This window comes from Pontibacter sp. HSC-14F20, assembly GCF_019599265.1.
In the GTDB taxonomy this organism is placed as follows: Bacteria; Bacteroidota; Bacteroidia; order Cytophagales; family Hymenobacteraceae; genus Pontibacter.
Genome location: NZ_JAHZTC010000024.1, coordinates 26,713 through 45,973 on the forward strand (window position 1 = coordinate 26,713; position 19,261 = coordinate 45,973).

Here is a 19,261-nt window from a genome sequence, read left to right on the forward strand (position 1 = left end):
AGCAAAAATATACCTGAATCTGCCGCTATACCGGCTATACGTATTTTATGAAGAAAATTTTCTCCCTCTTTGCGATGGGCCTCTTGCTATGCCAGCAGGCCTTTGCCCAGCAGAACATTGAGACCAGACTAGGTTATAGTTACAACGATAAATTTGAATTTTCGGACGAGTGGCAATACCTTTCCACTGATATTTACCTCTACAACGGCGGCCAGTTTAACCGTGTGCTCAACGAGTTGGAGTCGGGGGTTAAGAAGAAAAGCAAGAAGAAGTACGCTTACGAACTGGAGTATCTGTTCATTACGGCGCAACTCAAAAACCTGAAGCTCTTCGGCAACGACCAGATCGTATACCCGCTTTTCAACTTTCACATTAACACCGACAAGAAAGAATACCATACCCAGGTAAGTGATCATCTGGAAGTGGTGCGCATCATCGACAAAATGCCACTGACTTCTGCCCAGAACAGCATCGATGCGGCGATCAACGCTAAAGCGGTTACCAATCAGGATGGAGATCAGGTGTTCAACCTGGTGGCTAGCCAACTGGTAAGCCTTTCGAACCTGACCAATCCATCGGTGGCGGTGATGTCTCTGGTAGGGGAGTTTGGTAACCTGTTAAATTCACGCGCCAAGAAGAAAGAGTATAAGTTCAGTTCGACGATCCGCCTGTACGAAGGGCAGAATTTTGACACGCGTCTGCATTCGGTGAAGGTATACGTTTTCGTGCCGGGCAGTGTGAAGACCGTTACCTTAAAGCCAGCCAAACTGGCCGATTACCTCAGCAAGAACTCGAGCAAGCTGGACCGCAAGCAAATGGAAGATGCCATCGGGTATAAGGAGTACCCTTATATTGTGGTGGCCAATTACAAGTCGCTTTACAAAGTGGATGTGCTGACCGGCGATGAAGTGACCATGGACCTGATCGAGAAGCGCAAGCAAAAGATTCAGACGGCTTATGACACCAAGCTGATGAACGATGAGACCTATCGACAGGAAAAGTTGTATGTGGAGTTTCTGCGCATATTCGCTGACATGAAGCAGAACCTGAATGCCTACCGCCTCAACTACCGCAATAATAGCCCGGAGATCAATGCGAAAAACCTGTTTGGCATCATGCAGGAGTATAAGCGCCTGAAAACCGCTTTTGAGGCACGCGAAAAGGAGTTTGGCAAGAACACAACGTATAAGAACATCTTCCGGTCGGAATACGAATCGATACTGGCCAACGCCGACCTATATCTGGACGCCGACCATAACCTGAAAAACGCAAAGGTGCTGGTAAACACGCTGCAGGAACTCGAGAACAATTCCAAAGCATGGGATACGCCGGCCAAACGCGAAGCCGCGCTGGCCAAACTGTCGTCGGTGGAGCTGCCGCGTGCCGATTACCTGTCTGCCTCTGTGGAAGGGGAGGCCATCGTGCGCCTGACCAAGAGACTGGAGGATATGCAGTACCGCGAAGTGTTCGAAAAAGAGGTAAAGAAACTGACGGACACGCAGGCTTCTGAAGAAACGCTGTCTGTGCGCAACGCCCTGCAGGACAAAGCCAACACAAGCAACTGCCTGAGCTGCCGCGATAAGGTGCGCGATGCAGTGAACGAGTATAACAAACGCTATGAAAACTCTAAACTGAAAGAGGAAACCAAAGAAATGGGCAAGTTGCAGAGTGCAGCCGAACAACAGGTGCTGCGCCACCTGCGCTGGCGGCTGTGCTTCGACAATAACCTGCAAGCTGTAGCTGTGGCCAGTTCCGACAATGGCATGGACCAGTACTACGCCAAGTTGAGTGAAAAGAGCAGTTCGTTTGCAGCCACGATCAAAGAGTTGGACACGCTCGCCAAAAACGCGCCCGAGAACGCTCACCTGCAACAGGTGCAGGGCTATAACAAGCAGCTAATCAGTCTGATGAAAGAAGTAGAGCAATACTATGCCATGCTTTGTGAGTTAGATAAGAAACTCTGCGAGTGTCAGTAATGGGCCAATAACATTCCCGCAATTTTACCCGTTGGGAGTGTATGGTCGATTTTCTGGATACGCTTCTAGGTATAGGCTCGGACTCGCTCACATGGTGGCAAATGTCTATCCGGGCGGTTGTTGTTTTTATCGCGGCTTTGCTGATTATGCGGATTGGCAACAAGCGCATTTTCGGAAAGCATACCGCTTTCGATATCGTGTTGGGGATCATCTATGGCTCAGTTCTCAGCCGCGCCATCACAGGTAACTCTCCCTTCTGGCCCACGCTTGCCGCTGCCCTTACGCTGGTTTTGCTGCACCGATTTCTGGCCTTTCTGGCTTATAATACCTCCGGATTTTTCGGGCCACTTATAAAGGGTAATCCTGTGTGTCTGATAAAAGACGGGAGGATACAGGAGGACGAGCTCAAAAAACATAATCTGACTGAAAACGATCTGCAAGAAGCCCTGCGCTTGGAAGGTGTTACAGATACTAAAGACGTGGCGTACGGCTGCCTGGAACGGAGCGGTAACATCAGTATTGTTAAAAAGGATTCTTAAACACGAAAGCCCTTCCAGTTTTGGAAAGGCTTTCGTGTTTAGATAATATCAGACCGGTACTTAGGCCATCTGAGCGTCCAGTTTACCAGCCAGTACGTTTTTAGGTACAGCGCCTACCTGCTTGTCCACTACCTGTCCGTTTTTGAAAACGAGCAGTGTCGGGATGCTGCGGATACCGAACTTAGCAGAAGTCTGTGGGTTCGCGTCAACGTCTACTTTGCCAATTACGGCTTTACCTTCGTATTCGCCGGCCAGCTCTTCCACGATCGGACCTACCATGCGGCACGGACCGCACCATTCTGCCCAAAAGTCTACCAATACTGGTTTATCTGAATTGATGATCTCATCAAAATTAGCGTCAGTGATTTCTAGTGCTTTGTTAGCCATAACTTTAACGTTTTGTTGGTTAAATTCTCTGTTTTAAATATAGTAACATTTTATAGCTTGTCAAATTTGAGTCCAATTGCTTTTGCCTGACAAGCTGTCCTGTTATTGGGCAAAACCCGATGCAAATTTAGAACTTATACATACGAATTTACAAGCCGAGGGTATATTTATTTGTATAAACAAATGTTGCGGGATTTAGTTTCAGTGAAATTGCGAAGTGGGCATAGTGGCAGAGGGAGGTTGGGGAATAGCTCTTTCGGATTGATAATTCCGAAAGAGCTATTACAACAAAGAAGGTATACTGCTTGCGTAGCATACCTTCTCTATACCTGAAGAGACTGGAGAGATGCATCTGAATTCTCCCCCATCTCCAGAATCTCAAATCAATTACAGTAGTTTACACTCACCCAATCCCAGGTCCTTCACCTGCCCCAAGAATACCTTCGGGTCGATTCTATACTTGCGGGAGTAAGTTGGCAGTACCAGTTTTTCGTCGGGCACGTGCAGCGTGATTTCTAATCGCTTCTGGCCCGGGCTGGTTGCAATGGCTTCCTCTAAAGCCTCGGCTAAGTTCGGAGTGAGGAGCTGCAGATTTACGTTCACTTGCACGCCCTGCGCCATTTTGTCCATCACGTCACCTAGGAGCTGGATGTTGGTTGGCTTCAATTCCCATTGGTCCTCAGTCCGGTAGCGGAGTTGTACCTTGCCTCTGATGAACAGGTATAGCCCTTGTCGCAGGTAGGGCTGGAACTTCATGTAGTCTTCGCCGAACAACGCCATTTGCAGCGTGGTGTCATAATCTTCGATGGAGAACAGCGCAAACGGATTGCCATTCTTCGCTGTTCGGATCACCACCTCTGACACCATGCCGGCCACATTGATGTCTTTGTTTTTGTAATTGGCAATGTCTGCCAGCGAGGAGGTGCAGTAGGAGTCAATCTCCATCTTGAACTGGTCGAGCGGGTGGCCGGAGATGTAGAAGCCTACTACTTCCTTTTCACGACGCAGCATCTCGGCCTGCGTCCATACCTGTACTTCCGGGATTTTCGGTAGCGGGGAGGCCACAGCGGCGCTGCCCCCGAATAGCGACTGTTGCGCGGCCTGTTGCTCTGCCTGGTAGTTATTGCCATATCGCACCGCCTTCTCCAGCAAGCTTATATTTTCACCTTCCGGCACTTCCATCAGCTGGGCGCGGTGATAGAGTCCCCACGAGTCGAATGCTCCGGCCAGGGCCATACTTTCAAAGGTCTTCTTATTCACGGCACGCAGGTTAATGCGCTTGGCAAAGTCAAAGATATCCTGATACGGACCGTTCTTCTCTCTTTCCGAAATAATAGCGTCTACAGCTGCTTCGCCGGTGCCTTTAATGGCAGCCAGACCGAAACGGATCTGCCCTTGTTCGTTCACGTTGAACTTCAGTAAAGATTCGTTCACGTCCGGACCCAGCACAGCCACACCTTGTTTGCGGGCTTCCTCAATAAAGAACGTCACCTTTTTGATGTCGTTCATGTTGTTGGTCAGCACTGCCGCCATGTATTCGGCAGGGTAATGCGCCTTGAGGTAACCGGTTTGGTAAGCCACAACAGAGTAAGCGGCGGAGTGGGAGCGGTTGAAGCCGTACTGGGCGAACTTCTCCATCACATCGAACACCTCCGAAGCCTTTTTCGCCGGAATCTTGTGCATCTCCATAGCCCCGGCAATGAACTTCTCACGCTCCTCGGCCATTTTCTTCATGTCCTTCTTACCCATGGCGCGGCGCAGCAAGTCGGCACCCCCCAGTGAGTAACCGGCCAGAATTTGGGCCGTCTGCATGATCTGCTCCTGGTATACCATGATCCCGTAAGAGTAATTCAGGATCGGCTCGAGCAGCTCGTGCGGATATTCCACTTCCTCTTTGCCGTGCTTGCGGTTAATGAAGTTCGGGATGAACTGCATCGGGCCCGGACGGTAAAGGGCGTTCATGGCGATCAAATCTTCAATGTTGGTAGGCTGCAAGTCCTTGAGGTACATGCGCATACCTTCCGACTCGAACTGGAACGTACCAATTGTGTCACCGCGCTGGTACAGTTCGTAGGTTTTCTCGTCGTCGATCGGAATGTTGTCGATATTGATCTCAACGCCATGGTTCTTCTTGATGAGCTCCATGGCGTCTTTGATGATGGTGAGGGTTTTCAGGCCCAAAAAGTCCATCTTTAGCATACCTGCACTTTCGATCACCTTGCCGTCGAACTGCGTCACCAGCAGATCCGAGTCTTTGGAGGTCGAAACAGGTATGTAATTGGTAATGTCGTCCGGCGCGATGATCACACCGGCCGCATGTATACCTGTGTTGCGCACCGAACCTTCCAGCTTTTCGGCCAGCCTGAGTACGGCGGCGCGTGCATCGTTACCTTCGCGGATGGCAGCCAGCTCGAGGTTTTCCATGAAGGCCTTGGCTAACGTAGTGCCCGGAGTCTCAGGTACCATTTTAGCCAGTTCGTTGGCTTCGGCCAGCGGCAAAGAAGTGGAGCGGGCTACGTCTTTGATAGACGACTTGGCGGCCATCGTACCGAAGGTGATGATCTGGGCTACCTGCGTTTTGCCGTACTTGTCTACCACGTAGTCGATCACGCGCTGGCGGTTTACGTCATCAAAGTCAATATCAATATCGGGCATGGACACACGCTCCGGGTTCAGGAATCGCTCGAAAAGCAGGTTATACTTGATCGGGTCGATGTTCGTAATACCAATACAGTAGGCCACTGCCGAACCTGCAGCAGAACCACGGCCCGGACCCACAAACACGCCCATGTCGCGGCCACGGTTGATAAAGTCCTGCACAATCAAAAAGTAACCGGCAAAGCCCATGGTCTTGATCACGTGCAGCTCAAAATCGAGTCGCTCTGTCACTTCCGGGGTTATTTCAGAATAGCGCTTGGCTGCGCCTTCGTAAGTCAGGTGGCGCAGGAACTCGTCGGCGTCAGCGTGCTGCGGCGGAATCGGGAAGTTCGGCAGCAGGATGTCGCGCTTTAGCACAGGCGGCGTGATCTTGTCTACGATCTCGTTGGTATTGTCTACAGCCTCCGGTACATCCTGGAAGAGCTGGTTCATTTCGGCCTGCGTCTTGAAGTAGAACTGATCGTTCGGGAAACCAAAGCGGGTTTTCGGGCCGGCCTCGTCAATGCGCTGCAGCATCTGACGGACGCCCACATGGTTGCTATACTTGCTGCGCACGTTCTCCACGGTGTCGTAAATCACCTTTTGGTCGTCGCTCAGGAAGCGGTAGTATTTCGTGGTAAAGTCGCCCACCGGGGTACTCTGGTCTTCGCCAGTATTCACGCAAAGCAGGATATCGTGCGCGTTCCAGTCCTCCTGGTCCACGTAGTGGGAGTCGTTGGTGCAAATCACCTTGCAATTATACTTCTTGGCCCACTTCAGCAGCACCTGGTTGATGTCCTCCTGGCTCTTGCCGGTGCCGTCGATGTTCATCAAACCGTGGCGCTGAATTTCGATGTAATAGTCCTCACCGAACACATCGAGCCACCACTTAAATATCTCTTCTGCTTCTTCTTCGCTCTTCCACAAAATAGCCTGCGGCACCTCGGCGCCAATGCAGCAGCTGGTCGCAATCAGACCTTTACTATACTTCAGCAGCAGTTCCTTGTCAATGCGTGGCCACTTGCTGTATATCCCCTCAATGTAAGAAAGTGAGCAAAGTTTGGCCAGATTCTGATAGCCCTCCTGATCCTTAGCAAGTAGTAGCTGATGGTGACGTACGTCTTTCTGTTCCTTTGTGAAGGTCTTCAAGTGACGATCTTTCACCAGGTAAAACTCGCAGCCTACGATCGGTTTCACGTTATACTTGTTGGCCTCGTTCACAAAGTTGAAGGCGGCGAACATGTTGCCGTGGTCGGTCATGGCAACGGCCGGCATACCATCAGCCTGCGCTTTTTTCATGAGCGAACTGATGCTGGCCTGACCGTCGAGCAGTGAGTACTGGGTATGGGTGTGTAAGTGCGAAAAAACTGGCAAGACTATGGAGAATTAGTAATGACGAATGATAATTTTAGTATGAATCAAGGCCAGGTATAGCCTGGGGACTGTTTCAATTCGGGATGTTAAAATTACGGAAAATCGGTCGGCTGCCCAAACCAAAAACAGCCTCTGGCTAAAACAAAACCTTGAGCGTATTCATCCCCTGTGGATTCAGTAATTTACTGGCAGGCATTCCCAAATAAAGCGTATAATTATAACCTGAAAAGCACCACCACCCGTAAGATAAAGCCTGTGCCAAACAGGTATAGCAAGAAGGTAAACTATGGCAGAAGCAGCAGAATCAAGCAATATTGGGGGGATGTTCCGGTCTTTGCACTCGCGCAACTACCGGGTCTTTTTCATGGGGCAGGGTATTTCGCTCATTGGTACATGGATGCAGCAGATCGCCATCAGCTGGCTGGTATACCGCCTCACCGATTCGGTGTTCCTGCTGGGTGCCGTCACGTTCGCCAACCAGATCCCATCTTTCCTGCTGGGTCCCTTTGCCGGAGTGCTGGCCGATAAATTTAACCGCCATCGTGTTTTGCTGGTCACGCAATTCCTGTCGATGTTGCAGGCAGGTACCCTGGCTACGCTGGTGCTGACGGGCACGGTGCAGGTATGGCACGTGATGACACTGATGGTGCTGCTTGGTACGATCAACGCCTTCGATGTGGCCACCCGGCAGGCTTTTGTGGTGCAATTAGTAGATAAGCGCGAAGACATCAGTAATGCCATTGCACTCAATTCCTCGATGTTTAACATGGCCCGCCTGGTTGGTCCTTCCATCGCTGGTTTGCTCATTGCATGGGTAGGAGAGGGTGTCTGTATTCTGATCAATGCGGTGAGTTACATTGCGGTGCTAGCTTCGCTCCTGACACTGCGCCTCAAGCCTTTCGTGCGGGAAATACGGCAGGAAAATGTATGGAATTCCCTCAAGCAGGGCTTTTCCTACGCATTCGGTTTTCCTCCTATCCGGACGCTTATCTTGATCGTGGGTTTAATCAGCATGTTCGGCATGCCTTTTAGTGTGATGCTGCCAGTATTCGCCCGCGACATCTTGCACGGCGGGGCTAACACGCTGGGCTACCTGATGGGAGCATCGGGGCTGGGAGCTTTGTCTGGCGCGCTGTTCCTGGCGCAGCGTAAATCGGTGATAGGGCTTGGTAAGGTAATCATTTTCACAATGACGTTGTTCGGTACGGCGCTAATGGCTTTCTCTTTTTCCACCCTACTGTGGCTGTCGCTGGCACTGATGCTGTTCACAGGATTTGGTATGATCGTGACGATGGCTTCCTGCAACACACTACTGCAAACGCTGGTAGACGAGGACAAGCGAGGCCGCGTGATGAGCCTCTACGCCACCGCTTTTATGGGAATGGCACCGCTTGGAAGCATACTGGCGAGCACTATAGCAGAGCAGATCGGAGTGGCTTATACCTTGCTGGGTTGCGGCTTTCTCTGTGCTATCAGCGTCATTCCATTTGCCCTGAACCTGAAACGCCTGCGTGTGATGGTACAGCCAATTTATCAGCGTTTGGGCATCATTCCAGAGATCGCCGCCGGCCTGCGGACGGCCACCAAACTCACCGCACCTCCGGGAAAACGCTAAATGCAGCTATACCTTAAAAACCGAAAGAGCCAGCTATCAAAGCTGGCTCTTTCGGTTTAGAATTTTTCAAAAACTACTTCTTTTTGATCACTAGCGTATCGCCTGGCTTCACGTTGAAGTCTGATTTGTTATTCCACTCCATAATGTCTTTGATGGTAACGCCATACTTACGGGAGATCTGGTAGAGGCTCTCGCCTGATGCCACTATATGCTGGGTGCTGGAGCCTGTAAAGGTTTCTGCTGGAGCTTCTTCCAAATCCTCATTCGTTGCTTTCTGATCTGCAGGTGCAGTCACGCGCAGTTCCTGTCCGATGGAAAGAGCGCTGCTACGCAGGTTGTTCCAGGCTTTAAGTTCGTTCACCGTCACATTATACCTGCGCGAGAGCACGTACAGCGATTCGCCGGCAGCAACGGTATGTATCTCGGTTTTTTCTTCTGCAACAGGTGCTCCTGCATTTGCCTCATCGTTATAGGCGGATTCCGCAGGCACGGTCAGCGGCTCTGCAATAATCAATTCCTGCCCAATCTTAAGCGGTGTGTCGCCGAGGTTGTTCCAGGTGGTGATATCGCTCACGGTCACGGCATACAGCCTCGAAATGCCCCAAAGTGACTCGCCTTGTTTTACTACGTGGCGTGCAGGTTTGGCATGTGGCGCAGCATTTTCTTTTGCTACCGTACTGGCCTGGGTTGTTTTAGCTGACGCAGGTATAGCAGGTGTTGCTTTTGCCGGTTCGGCTTTGGCAGGAGTAGGCTTCTTTGTAGTACGCGCTGTAGTATCCGTTTCAACTGTTTTCGTTGCTTCCAGCACTTCAGCTGTTTCTTTCACTTCGTTTCCGGAGAAACCAACAAACACATCTTCGCTCAGACCGACTGCCCACTCGGCATTTTCCTCTTTTATCTCCTCAACCTGTTTTTCCTGAGTTACCGTTTTTTGTTCCTCCGTTGCCTGGGCTTTTTTGCCAGGGTATAAGGCCACATTGGCGGACTTCTCAGTAGCAGCTGGCGTTGTCGATTTTTGTGCTGTTGCTGTCTCCGTGGCTTTCACTTCCTGCTCTGGTTGTTTCATTACAGGGGTGGGTGCCGTTTCATTTTTAGGGGTGACAGCCACCTTTACCGGCTCTTCTTCTATAGTCGTTTCCTCCTTAGCTATACCTTGTTCAATCTCTTTGGTAGGTATAGCAGCCGTAGTTTCTGCTTCCTGTGTTGTTGTTGTGGCGGCAGTTTGCGTTTCTTCTTGTTCAGTTTCTACTGCCTGACCTTTCAGTTTATTCCAGCTCTTTTTTAAGCGGGTCAGGAAATTGTCTTGCTGTGCAGCGGGCTCTGCAGCAGTTGCCTTAGCCGAGGTTGTTGCGGTTTGCAGTGCATTTTCCTGCGCAGTTACGGTTTGCTTCTCAGGACCCGGCACAGACTTCAGTTCACGCACTTCAATGGCAACTTTGGCCGGACGACGTTTCTGCAGCCAGAGCACGCGGCCCGGTACCGGCACCTCAGCGCGCTTCATGCGGTTTTTGAACTGCAGGTAGTCCATTCGGATGCCGTATAACTGGGCAATTTCCTGCATGGTTTCGCCGTGCTGCACCACGTGGTATTCTTTGTCGGCATTCAGGCGTTTAGCTTCAATATAATAAGCCTCACCTTCCTCGAACTTGTCGAAGTCGCGCATGTCGTTAAAGCGCAGAAGCTTGCGGGTGGTTATACCTGCTTTAATGGCCAGTTTGTCTTTCGTGTCGCCTTTACCGGCTACGATAGCGTTCAGGTTGTTGCGCTTAACAATACTGCCTGCTGCAGGTATAGCAGCTGTCTGGCGAACAGGTGTCGTGCGAACGGGCTCGGTTGATGCTACTATACCTGGCTCTGACGTATGGCGAACCGGAAGCATCACATAATAATCCTTGTCGGCAGGTATAGTGCTGCCCAACAGCCACTTGTTATATTTTTCTAGCTCAGACGGATCGGTTTCATGAGCCAGTGCAATATCAGCCAGACTCTGTCCGGGGGTGGCGCGCAACTCGCGCAGTGAAACCACCGGCGGAGCACTTTTCCCGATAAAACTGTCGTAAGCGACTTTGTGCGCCAGGAATGTCAGCAGGTATGGATCCGATTTCTCTGTGATGTCCATCTTCTTGCTGCCCTTATCTGACTCTTTGGTATAGGCTTTAGCGCCAGAGTAACCGTGGTAGTAAGAGAGCAGGGCATTGAACCAGTTATTGTAGAAGTTATTGCTGCGCTTAAAATAGCGGGCAGCTCCACGGCTGGCCTCTATAATATGCCGACGCTCGTCAACAAGATGGTCCATGCGAAGATTGAAGTCCAGGGCCGCTTCTTTTTTGAATTGCCAGTAACCCACTGCATTGGAAGTAGAAACGGCATCGCCGCGCAGACCGCTTTCCTGCAGGGCCAGGTATTTAAAATCGTCCGGCACACCTTCTTCCTGAAAGGTGCGCTCGATCAATGGGAAGTAGGCATCAGCCAGTTCCACCTTCATCTGAAAGTACTTGGGACTGCGGTGTAGGGCATCTACTTTTTTCTGGATCTCTGCCTGTGCTCTTGGTGAAATGCGTAGGTGGATGTCACCAAAATACAAATTGTGCGGCACGGTGACAGTTTGTGCCATCGCGAGCAATGGCAGGAGCAGCATCAGAAGGAAGGGTAGTAATCTTCTCATAAGCGTAATCGGGTAAAAAAAGCGAAGCTATCCACAAAATAGCTACAGTAAATGTTGAAACAGCTGTTGATAACTCTTTAAGGTATAGTGTGTTCTCTATAAAGAAATACACCCGCAAAATTAACGCATTTTACCCCGCATTCTAAAGCTTAGAACGAAGTTATTTTGGAGAAATTTTTTGATGTGGATAAGTAATGAGGTGTGCTTGGGTACTGTTGCGCAGAGAATGCAACGTAGAGGCCATGAAATGCAAACAGGTATACTTATACCTTGGCGCTTGCGCTATTCCTGACAGCTATACCTGTCGGACACAAAAAAAGCGACAGGCAGTCGCTTTTCTGTTATTTTTTGCGGGCAACCATCAGCCCATCCCGCACAGGCAGCAGAATATTCTCTACCCGCGGGTCGTCCTGCACCATTTTGTTGAAGTCCAGCAGTGCAGCTGTGTCTTCGTCGAGTTTCTTACGGTACTTGGCTAGCACCTTGCCACTCCAGAGCACATTGTCTGCAATAATGTAACCACCCGAACGCACCCGGTCAATCACCAGGTCATAATAAGTAGCATAATTATACTTGTCGGCATCGATAAACACCAGATCAAAAGTAGTATCTATGGTCGGGATAATCTCCAGCGCATTGCCGATATAGTACTTCACACTCTCGCTCAGGCCAGCCTCTTTTATATAGCCACGGACCGTATCTTCTAGTTCTTCGTTGATGTCGATGGTGTGTAGTGTGCCGTCTTCCTGTAGGCCTTCTGCCAGACAAAGAGCCGAGTAACCGGTATAGGTCCCTACTTCCAGAATCTGCTTCGGGCGGATCATGTGCGAGAACATCGAAAGCAAACGCCCCTGCAGGTGGCCCGACAGCATGCGTGGTTTCATCACATTCAGGTACGTCTGGCGGTTTATCTTATGCAGTAGTTCCGACTCCGGTGAGGTATGCTCCTCTGCATATTGTTGCAGTTCTTCGTCCAGGAATTCCATATTTTTAAATTGTTAGATGGTTGACGGCTAAATGGCTGATGGTTAAATTGTTATTCTCCAAATTAGCCCAAGAAAGCAATACGCTTATTGTGGCTACAGCCTTCTTGACAATTTAACAATTTAACCTTTAACAGGTACGTAATTCAGGAAACTTAGCTTCTCCTCGCACAACAAATCATTGGCAATGTCGATCAGGTCTTGGGCAGTTGTGTTTTTGATCTGGTCGAAAATCTCATTCAGAGTATCGATGTGGCCCTGGTCGAGGATGCTCTTGCCCATCATCATCATCAGTCCCATGTTGCTTTCCTCCGCCATGGCCAGCTGACCCATCAGCTGTTCTTTGGCGGTGTGTAGTTGCAGCGAGCCTAGTTGTTTTTCACGCAGCTTCTTGAGCTCTTTCAGCACAAGAGAAGTGGTGCGCTTCAGTTGCTTTTTCTCCGTACCGAAGTAAATGGATAGTAGGCCAGTGTCGATGTAAGTGGCGTAGTTGGCGTCGATAGTATACACCAGACCATGCTTTTCGCGGACAGCCAAGTTCAGGCGCGAGTTCATGCCCGGGCCACCCAGCAAGTTCACCAGCATAAAGAAAGGTATACGGCGGTTGTCGTTGAGGGCATAAGCCGGACAACCAATCACGCAATGCGCCTGGGAGATTGATTTCTCAAACGTCACCGTCTTAGGTATGTAGTTCTCAAAAGCGATGCGTTGACGTGGTTTGCTGATGGTCGGAATATCAGCCAGGTACTTTTCAGCCAGCTTTACCACCTTCTCAAAAGGCAGGTTACTCACCGAGCAAAATACTAGCGCCTCGGTGCTCAGGTTATCTTTGATAAACCGCTGAAAGTCGTCTTTCTTGAAACCGGACACACTTTCTTTGGTGCCCAAAATATTGTTCCCAAGCGGGTGGCTGTCGAACACCACGTTGTCAAACTCGTCTACGATCGCCTCTTCCGGGGTGTCCAGGTACATGGCCATTTCCTCTAATATCACGCCGCGCTCTTTCTCAATTTCTTTTTCAGGGAAAATGGAGTGGAAGGTGATATCGGTAAGGAGCTCGAACGATTTCTCAAAGTGCTTGTCGAGCACGGAGCTGTAAAAGCAGAGTTTTTCTTTAGTGGTATAGGCGTTGAGTTCGCCACCCACTGACTCGAGTCTGTTCAGGATATGGAAAGACTTGCGCTTGGCTGTGCCCTTAAAAGCCATGTGCTCCCAGAAGTGAGCCAGGCCCAACTGGTCAGGCTGCTCATCGCGGCTGCCCAGGTCCAGAATAAAGCCGCTGTGGGCAATTTTGGTGTGTAGTACTTGTTTGTGAACGATTCGGATACCGTTCGGCAATGTATGAATATGATAATCAAGCATTCAGTTCGCAATTAGCCTGCAAAGATAGTCAAAAAGTACCAAAACAGGCCGCTTGCCTGCCAAATGTTAGCGGTCGAGGCTTCGGCCGCCCACGTTGATCACAAAGCCCAATGAAAACACGGAGTAGCCCGCCGTCAGCGCTTTGCGGTTGCGCAGCCCGAAGTTAGTGCCGCTGGTATACTGCAGCTGCACCGAAGGGCTCAAGGCCATCCGGGTATAGAAAATCGGCTCCAGGAAAATGTTGTCCTCGTTCGGCTGTTCCACTCCGTCAAGTATATGTTTATTCATGTTGACATAGCTCACACGAAGGGCAGTGCCATAGTTAAGCGGGTATTCGTTGCCGAGCAGTCGCAGCGACTTTTTCTTTTTCGAGCTGAAGTTAACCTGTGTGAAATATTTGCTGAAGCCGGCCTCGCGACGGGTATGGGTCATCACACCTTCTTTCTCTTCTTTTTCGGTGCGGTCGCTGCTGCCACCGCCAAAGCCAGCGTATACCTCCAGCACCCGGTTCTGGTTCGGGCCAAATGTGGTGAAATAGCCTGCGCCCGCCTCTATCAGGTTGTGGCGGAAGTCCCGCTTCTTACGCTCCTGGTTCAGCATGGAGCCGTTCAGCATCACCCCAAGGTTGTCGGTAACTGCGTACGCGGTATTAAATGTGATATTGCCTTTTGGTGTGATGTGTCCGCCGGCGCTCAGTTCGCCTTTTTCAGTGAACATGGGCACATTGGGCACATTGGGCATGTAAGTGGACACACAGCCAGTGGTCAGGAGGAGGAGGGTAGCTGCAAGGAGTTTGGTAGAATGTAATAGTGATTTCATACAGGTAATCGTGGCTAAAAGAACTGCTAAACTAACTTTCCTGTCGCTAAGAAGAAAAATATTTTTGTTCTTTTCCGTGAAAGCTGGCACAAGCCTATACCTGCAGCTTCTAAACTTTCAAGTCTAGCCGCATTGGCGTAGCTTTACGGCAGCTTATACCTGATGAAAAAGATCCTGATCATACAGACCGCCTTTCTGGGCGATGTGGTGCTGGCAACCGGACTGGTGGAAAAACTGCATGCCCATTTACCGGAGGCGCAACTCGACTTTCTGCTTCGCAAAGGCAACGAGTCGCTGCTGAAAGGGCACCCGCTGCTGCGGCAGGTCCTGATCTGGAACAAGCAGGAAGGGAAGTATAAAAGCCTGATGCGTCTGCTCCGGCAGATCCGGCACGAGCGTTATGATCTGGTCGTGAACCTGCAACGCTTTGGTGCTACAGGTATACTCACCGCACTTTCTGGTGCCCGTGAGACGGTTGGTTTCGACAAAAATCCTTTCTCCCGTTTTTTTACTCGCCGTTATACCCACAGTGTGGACTCCGGCACGCATGAAGTGGAGCGCAACCACCTGCTCATCGCCAGCCTCACCGACAGTCAAGCGGCTAAACCCAAATTATACCCTTCTCCGGAAGACTTCAACAGAGTGCAACCGTTAAAGCAGGAGCAGTTTATCTGCATGGCGCCTACTTCGGTGTGGTTCACTAAGCAGTACCCGTTGGAGCAGTGGGTAGAGCTGCTCGACCAGCTGGGCGACAGGTATAAGGTATACCTCCTCGGTGCTCCGGCCGACAAAACGCACTGTGAAGAGATCATCAGCAAAACCAAAAGTAACCGGGTAGAAAATCTGTGCGGTCAGCTCAATTTGCTGCAATCAGCGGCCCTGATGCGTGATGCCGTGCTCAACTACGTGAACGACTCGGGTCCCATGCACCTGGCCTCTGCGCTCGACGCGCCCACCTGTGCCATCTTCTGCTCTACGGTGCCCCGCTTCGGATTTGGACCACTGGCAAACTTCTCAGCCGTTGTCGAAAGAAAAGAGCCGCTTTACTGCCGTCCCTGTGGTCTGCACGGGTACAAATCCTGCCCCGAAGGACATTTTAAATGTGCAAAAGATATAGCCACAGTACAGCTGCTGGCTGTGCTCGCTACCCGCACAGCCTAAGGGAGTTAAATCATCGGATACAGTGTGAAAGGAAAAGGTATAAGTCAAGTCTGAAGCGGCTGATATATTAGGCTTTTTCTATAAAGGTGTTTGCAGTTGATATAAAAGTACTACCTTTGCAGTGCAAGTTCAGTCAGGCCTAAGAACCTGACAGACGACTGCACCTAGCCACTATACCTACAGAACTATGAAATACCAGCCCATCGACAAGGAGCTGTTCTGCCACAACAGGCGCAATTTTGTGCGGCAGCTCAAGCCTTCTTCTCTTGCTGTTTTTCATTCTAATGATTTGATGCCGACCAATGCGGATGGCACCATGGCGTTCCGTCAGAACAGCGACTTCTTCTATCTTTCAGGAGTAGACCAGGAGGAAAGCATTCTATTGCTTTTTCCGGACGCACGCGACGAGCGTATGAAGGAAGTACTGTTTGTGCGCGAGTCGAACGAGCACATTATGGTATGGGAAGGGTATAAGCTTACCAAAGAACAGGCCCGCGACACCTCAGGTATAGCCACTGTGTTATGGCTGAAAGATTTTAAGCAGGTTTTCAATAGCCTGATGGCCGAAGCTGAGCACATATACCTGAACACCAACGAGCACCTGCGTGCCGTGGTAGAGGTAGAAACACGCGATGCCCGCTTCATTAAATGGTGCCAGGAGGTATACCCGCTGCACAAGTATGAACGCAGCGCGCCTATCATGCACCACCTGCGTGCCATCAAATCCGAAAAAGAAATAGAGCTTCTCCGCAAAGCATGCGATATCACCGAACTTGGTTTCCGCAGATTACTGCAGTTTATCAAGCCCGGGGTGATGGAGTATGAAGTGGAGGCAGAACTTTATCATGAATTTATACGCAACCGCTCACGCGGACCTGCTTACAGTCCTATTATAGCCTCGGGTGAGAATGCCTGCATCCTGCACTACACCGACAATAGCCGGGAGTGCAAGGACGGCGACCTGCTGCTGATGGACGTTGGTGCCGAGTACGCTAACTACGCTGCAGATATGACGCGCACCCTGCCGGTTAACGGCAAGTTTACCAAGCGCCAGCGCGAGGTATACGATGCAGTACTGCGTGTGATGAAAGCGGCTACCCAGATGCTGGTGCCTGGCAATTCGCTTGACCAGTACCACGCTTTTGTGGGAACGGTGATGGAGAATGAACTCATCGGACTCGGTTTGCTTGACGCAGGCGATGTGCGCAACCAGGATCCTTCGAATCCGCTTTATAAGAAATATTTTATGCACGGCACCTCGCACCATTTAGGGCTCGATGTGCATGATGTGGGCAGCAAGTACCGCTCTTTTGAAGAAGGAATGGTGTTTACCTGCGAGCCGGGTATTTATATCAGAGAAGAAGGGATAGGTGTGCGGTTGGAGAACGATATCCTGATTACGCGAAGCGGACCGGTGGACCTGATGAAGAATATTCCGCTGGAGGCTGATGACATTGAAAGGTTGATGCAAAAGCGCTAAGCGCGTGCATAGCAAGGGTTTACAGATAACTACTTGCAGCCTTTTTTATTGTATTTACGTTAAAAAACAGATGCTTTGCATTTATTGATGTTGAGCACACAACCCAAGACTAGTAAAAAGGGTTGAATTATAGTGATGCGCGGTTGCGGAGAGCAGGTAAAGCGGTGCAAAAGCGTATCGGAGTAGATTTAGGATTTAAGCTGTCAAGGCCATTTTTTTAGATATTAACAAAATGCTTTTGCTTATGGATAAAAACTACAACAATGCAACGACTACCCGCCTGACGTATCGAAATATACGTTCCGTCTGTTTTTTTATGGAAATATAAAAAAACTTACCTGAAAATATGTACGTATTGTCATATCAAAATATACTTTTTAAAATTATGCGAAAAACTCTAACGAAACTATTAACAACTGCTTTTGCTCTTGTATTCCTGCTGTCTGCCAACACAGCTGTGCTTGCGCAAAACGCTGACCAACGGACAAACCTCCAGATATATGGAAGTGCGCTCCAATATAAAGGTGATTTAGGAAACAACTGGTGGAAAGATAAAATGGGCTGGGGAGGCGGCGTATCGCTGAACCAATACCTGAGCCCGTCTTTCGACGCTGGTCTGCACCTGAGCTACGGTAATACTGAATTCAGCAGATTCGGTTCCTCTATGGATACCAAACTCGGTATGGCACTCCTCGGATTGAGACTGAAGATGTATGGCAATATCCTGAAAGAGGATGCCTTTATCGGACCATACCTGTCAGCAGGTGGTGGCGCTCACTTCGTAAGACCAGAAGGTACTTCTCCAACAGGTGCTTATGACGAAAACTTCGTTGCAGGTACTGTATTTGGTGGTGCTGGTATCCGATTCAGGTTCTCTGAAAACGTGAGCCTTTTCATAGAGTCAAGAGCTCACTTCACGAGCAACGACAAATATGACAACATCGAGTCTAACATCAACGATCGCTTCCTGCAGCACAACATCGGCCTTGGCATTAACCTGGGCAAAGCGAAAGATACTGACGCTGACGGTGTTCCGGATAGAAGAGACAAGTGCCCGGATACTCCAACCGGTGTACAGGTTGACAAAGACGGTTGCCCAATCGATACAGATGGTGACGGCGTTCCGGATTATCAGGACGAGTGTCCAACTGAGGCTGGTGTAGCTAACTTAGGTGGTTGCCCTGACCGTGACGGCGACGGTATTGCTGACAAAGATGATCAGTGCCCAGACGAGCCAGGTACTGCTGCTACTCAGGGTTGCCCGGATAGCGATGGTGACGGCGTAGCTGATAAAGACGACAAATGCCCAGACACGCCATCTGGTGTGCAGGTAGGTGCCGATGGTTGCCCAGTAGACTCTGACGGTGACGGTGTTCCGGATAACGAAGACCTTTGCCCTAACTCTGCTGGTACTGCCGAAACTAAAGGTTGCCCTGAACTGGACGAGCGTACTAAAAAACTGATCGAAGAGAAAGTTAAATTCGAATTTGACCAGGCTCGCGTACAGGACGGTTACCGTCAGCTGCTTGACAGCATCGTAGTAGCTCTTGAGAAATACCCTGACCACGTACTGTTGATCAAAGGTCACGCTGACCACATTGGTTCTGAAGAGTACAACCAGGCTCTGTCTGAGCAAAGAGCACAAGCTGTGAAGGATTACCTGATCCAGCGTGGTGTTCAAAACCCAGACCGTTTGGTGACAAGAGGTTACGGTGAAACTCAGCCACTTGTACAGGTTAATACAAGACTCTCTAAAGCCAGAACTGCTGCTGCCCGTGCTCAGAACCGACGTGTTGGTTTCGAGATGAACACGCCGGATATGCAACTGAATCTGGAGTAACATAACCAGCCGTTAAGGTTAAAACACAAAAAGGCCCCGCAGAGCAATCTGCGGGGCCTTTTTGTGTTAATGAGTAGTTGTCTGAATCAGGATTAACAGGATTCTCATACACGATTAACCTACCCCTGCCCCTCCCGAGAGGGGAATAGCTGTAACTGCCAGATATTAGGTATAGCTTCGTAGCACATACCACTGGCAGGTATAGTAAGACTAACTTGCCCCTCAAGCTATGAAACAGATCACTTTGTCAGGTGCACCATTACGACACTCCACTGTTGGGGGTGAAGGGGTCCCCCTGTCAAGAGCGTTCAGCGAGTGGGGGTAGGGGCCCTCCTCGATTTGGAGGGTCTTGATTTTTTTGCTTACTGGGGCTAGGGGCCCTCTATTTTTTTCTCAATAAAAAAAGTAAGGCCCGCCCGGCCA

12 protein-coding genes are annotated in these 19,261 nt (G+C 50.1%); 6 read left to right on the forward strand and 6 right to left on the reverse strand.

The annotated features are described in order from the left end of the window. Positions 1 to 47 precede the first annotated feature (47 nt). Together K3G39_RS18290 and K3G39_RS18295 are read left to right on the forward strand one after the other, a co-directional pair. On the forward strand, positions 48 to 1,976 hold the full coding sequence (locus tag K3G39_RS18290; RefSeq protein ID WP_220627619.1) for a hypothetical protein: 1,929 nt from the start codon (positions 48 to 50) through the stop codon (positions 1,974 to 1,976). 41 nt (positions 1,977 to 2,017) lie between these two features. Beyond that, positions 2,018 to 2,515: a DUF421 domain-containing protein gene (locus K3G39_RS18295; RefSeq protein ID WP_255594490.1), complete on the forward strand. Its 498-nt coding sequence runs from the start codon at positions 2,018 to 2,020 to the stop codon at positions 2,513 to 2,515. A gap of 60 nt (positions 2,516 to 2,575) precedes the next feature. Here the strand turns inward: K3G39_RS18295 and trxA are convergent, their stop codons facing one another. Continuing rightward, on the reverse strand, positions 2,576 to 2,902 hold the full coding sequence (gene trxA / locus K3G39_RS18300) for a thioredoxin (protein ID WP_076669473.1): 327 nt from the start codon (positions 2,900 to 2,902) through the stop codon (positions 2,576 to 2,578). Positions 2,903 to 3,289: 387 nt separating this feature from the next. Beyond that, a complete protein-coding gene (gene dnaE, locus K3G39_RS18305; protein ID WP_220627620.1) occupies positions 3,290 to 6,913 on the reverse strand; it encodes a DNA polymerase III subunit alpha in 3,624 nt (1,207 codons plus the stop codon). Positions 6,914 to 7,199: 286 nt separating this feature from the next. Between dnaE and K3G39_RS18310 the strand changes: the two genes are divergently transcribed. After that, on the forward strand, positions 7,200 to 8,528 hold the full coding sequence (locus tag K3G39_RS18310; RefSeq protein ID WP_220627621.1) for an MFS transporter: 1,329 nt from the start codon (positions 7,200 to 7,202) through the stop codon (positions 8,526 to 8,528). 73 nt (positions 8,529 to 8,601) lie between these two features. On the opposite strand, the gene K3G39_RS18315 is transcribed toward K3G39_RS18310, so the two are convergent. The 4 genes from K3G39_RS18315 to K3G39_RS18330 form a co-directional block, all read right to left on the reverse strand. Next, positions 8,602 to 11,193, reverse strand: coding sequence for a LysM peptidoglycan-binding domain-containing protein (locus K3G39_RS18315; RefSeq protein WP_220627622.1), 2,592 nt, complete (start codon positions 11,191 to 11,193; stop codon positions 8,602 to 8,604). Positions 11,194 to 11,534: 341 nt separating this feature from the next. Then, on the reverse strand, positions 11,535 to 12,179 hold the full coding sequence (locus K3G39_RS18320) for an O-methyltransferase (protein ID WP_220627623.1): 645 nt from the start codon (positions 12,177 to 12,179) through the stop codon (positions 11,535 to 11,537). A 120-nt stretch (positions 12,180 to 12,299) separates the two neighbouring features. Then, on the reverse strand, positions 12,300 to 13,538 hold the full coding sequence (locus K3G39_RS18325) for a pitrilysin family protein (RefSeq protein ID WP_220627624.1): 1,239 nt from the start codon (positions 13,536 to 13,538) through the stop codon (positions 12,300 to 12,302). 66 nt (positions 13,539 to 13,604) lie between these two features. Continuing rightward, positions 13,605 to 14,357: a hypothetical protein gene (locus K3G39_RS18330; protein ID WP_220627625.1), complete on the reverse strand. Its 753-nt coding sequence runs from the start codon at positions 14,355 to 14,357 to the stop codon at positions 13,605 to 13,607. A gap of 162 nt (positions 14,358 to 14,519) precedes the next feature. Here K3G39_RS18330 and K3G39_RS18335 point away from each other — a divergent pair, with 162 nt between their 5' ends. The 3 genes from K3G39_RS18335 (at position 14,520) to K3G39_RS18345 (ending at position 18,838) form a co-directional block, all read left to right on the forward strand. Beyond that, positions 14,520 to 15,518, forward strand: a complete 999-nt coding sequence (locus tag K3G39_RS18335) for a glycosyltransferase family 9 protein (RefSeq protein ID WP_220627626.1) — start codon at positions 14,520 to 14,522, stop codon at positions 15,516 to 15,518. A gap of 187 nt (positions 15,519 to 15,705) precedes the next feature. Then, positions 15,706 to 16,998, forward strand: coding sequence for an aminopeptidase P N-terminal domain-containing protein (locus K3G39_RS18340; RefSeq protein WP_220627627.1), 1,293 nt, complete (start codon positions 15,706 to 15,708; stop codon positions 16,996 to 16,998). Between the two features lie 385 nt (positions 16,999 to 17,383). Then, a complete protein-coding gene (locus K3G39_RS18345; protein WP_220627628.1) occupies positions 17,384 to 18,838 on the forward strand; it encodes an OmpA family protein in 1,455 nt (484 codons plus the stop codon). The last annotated feature ends 423 nt before the right edge of the window (positions 18,839 to 19,261 follow it).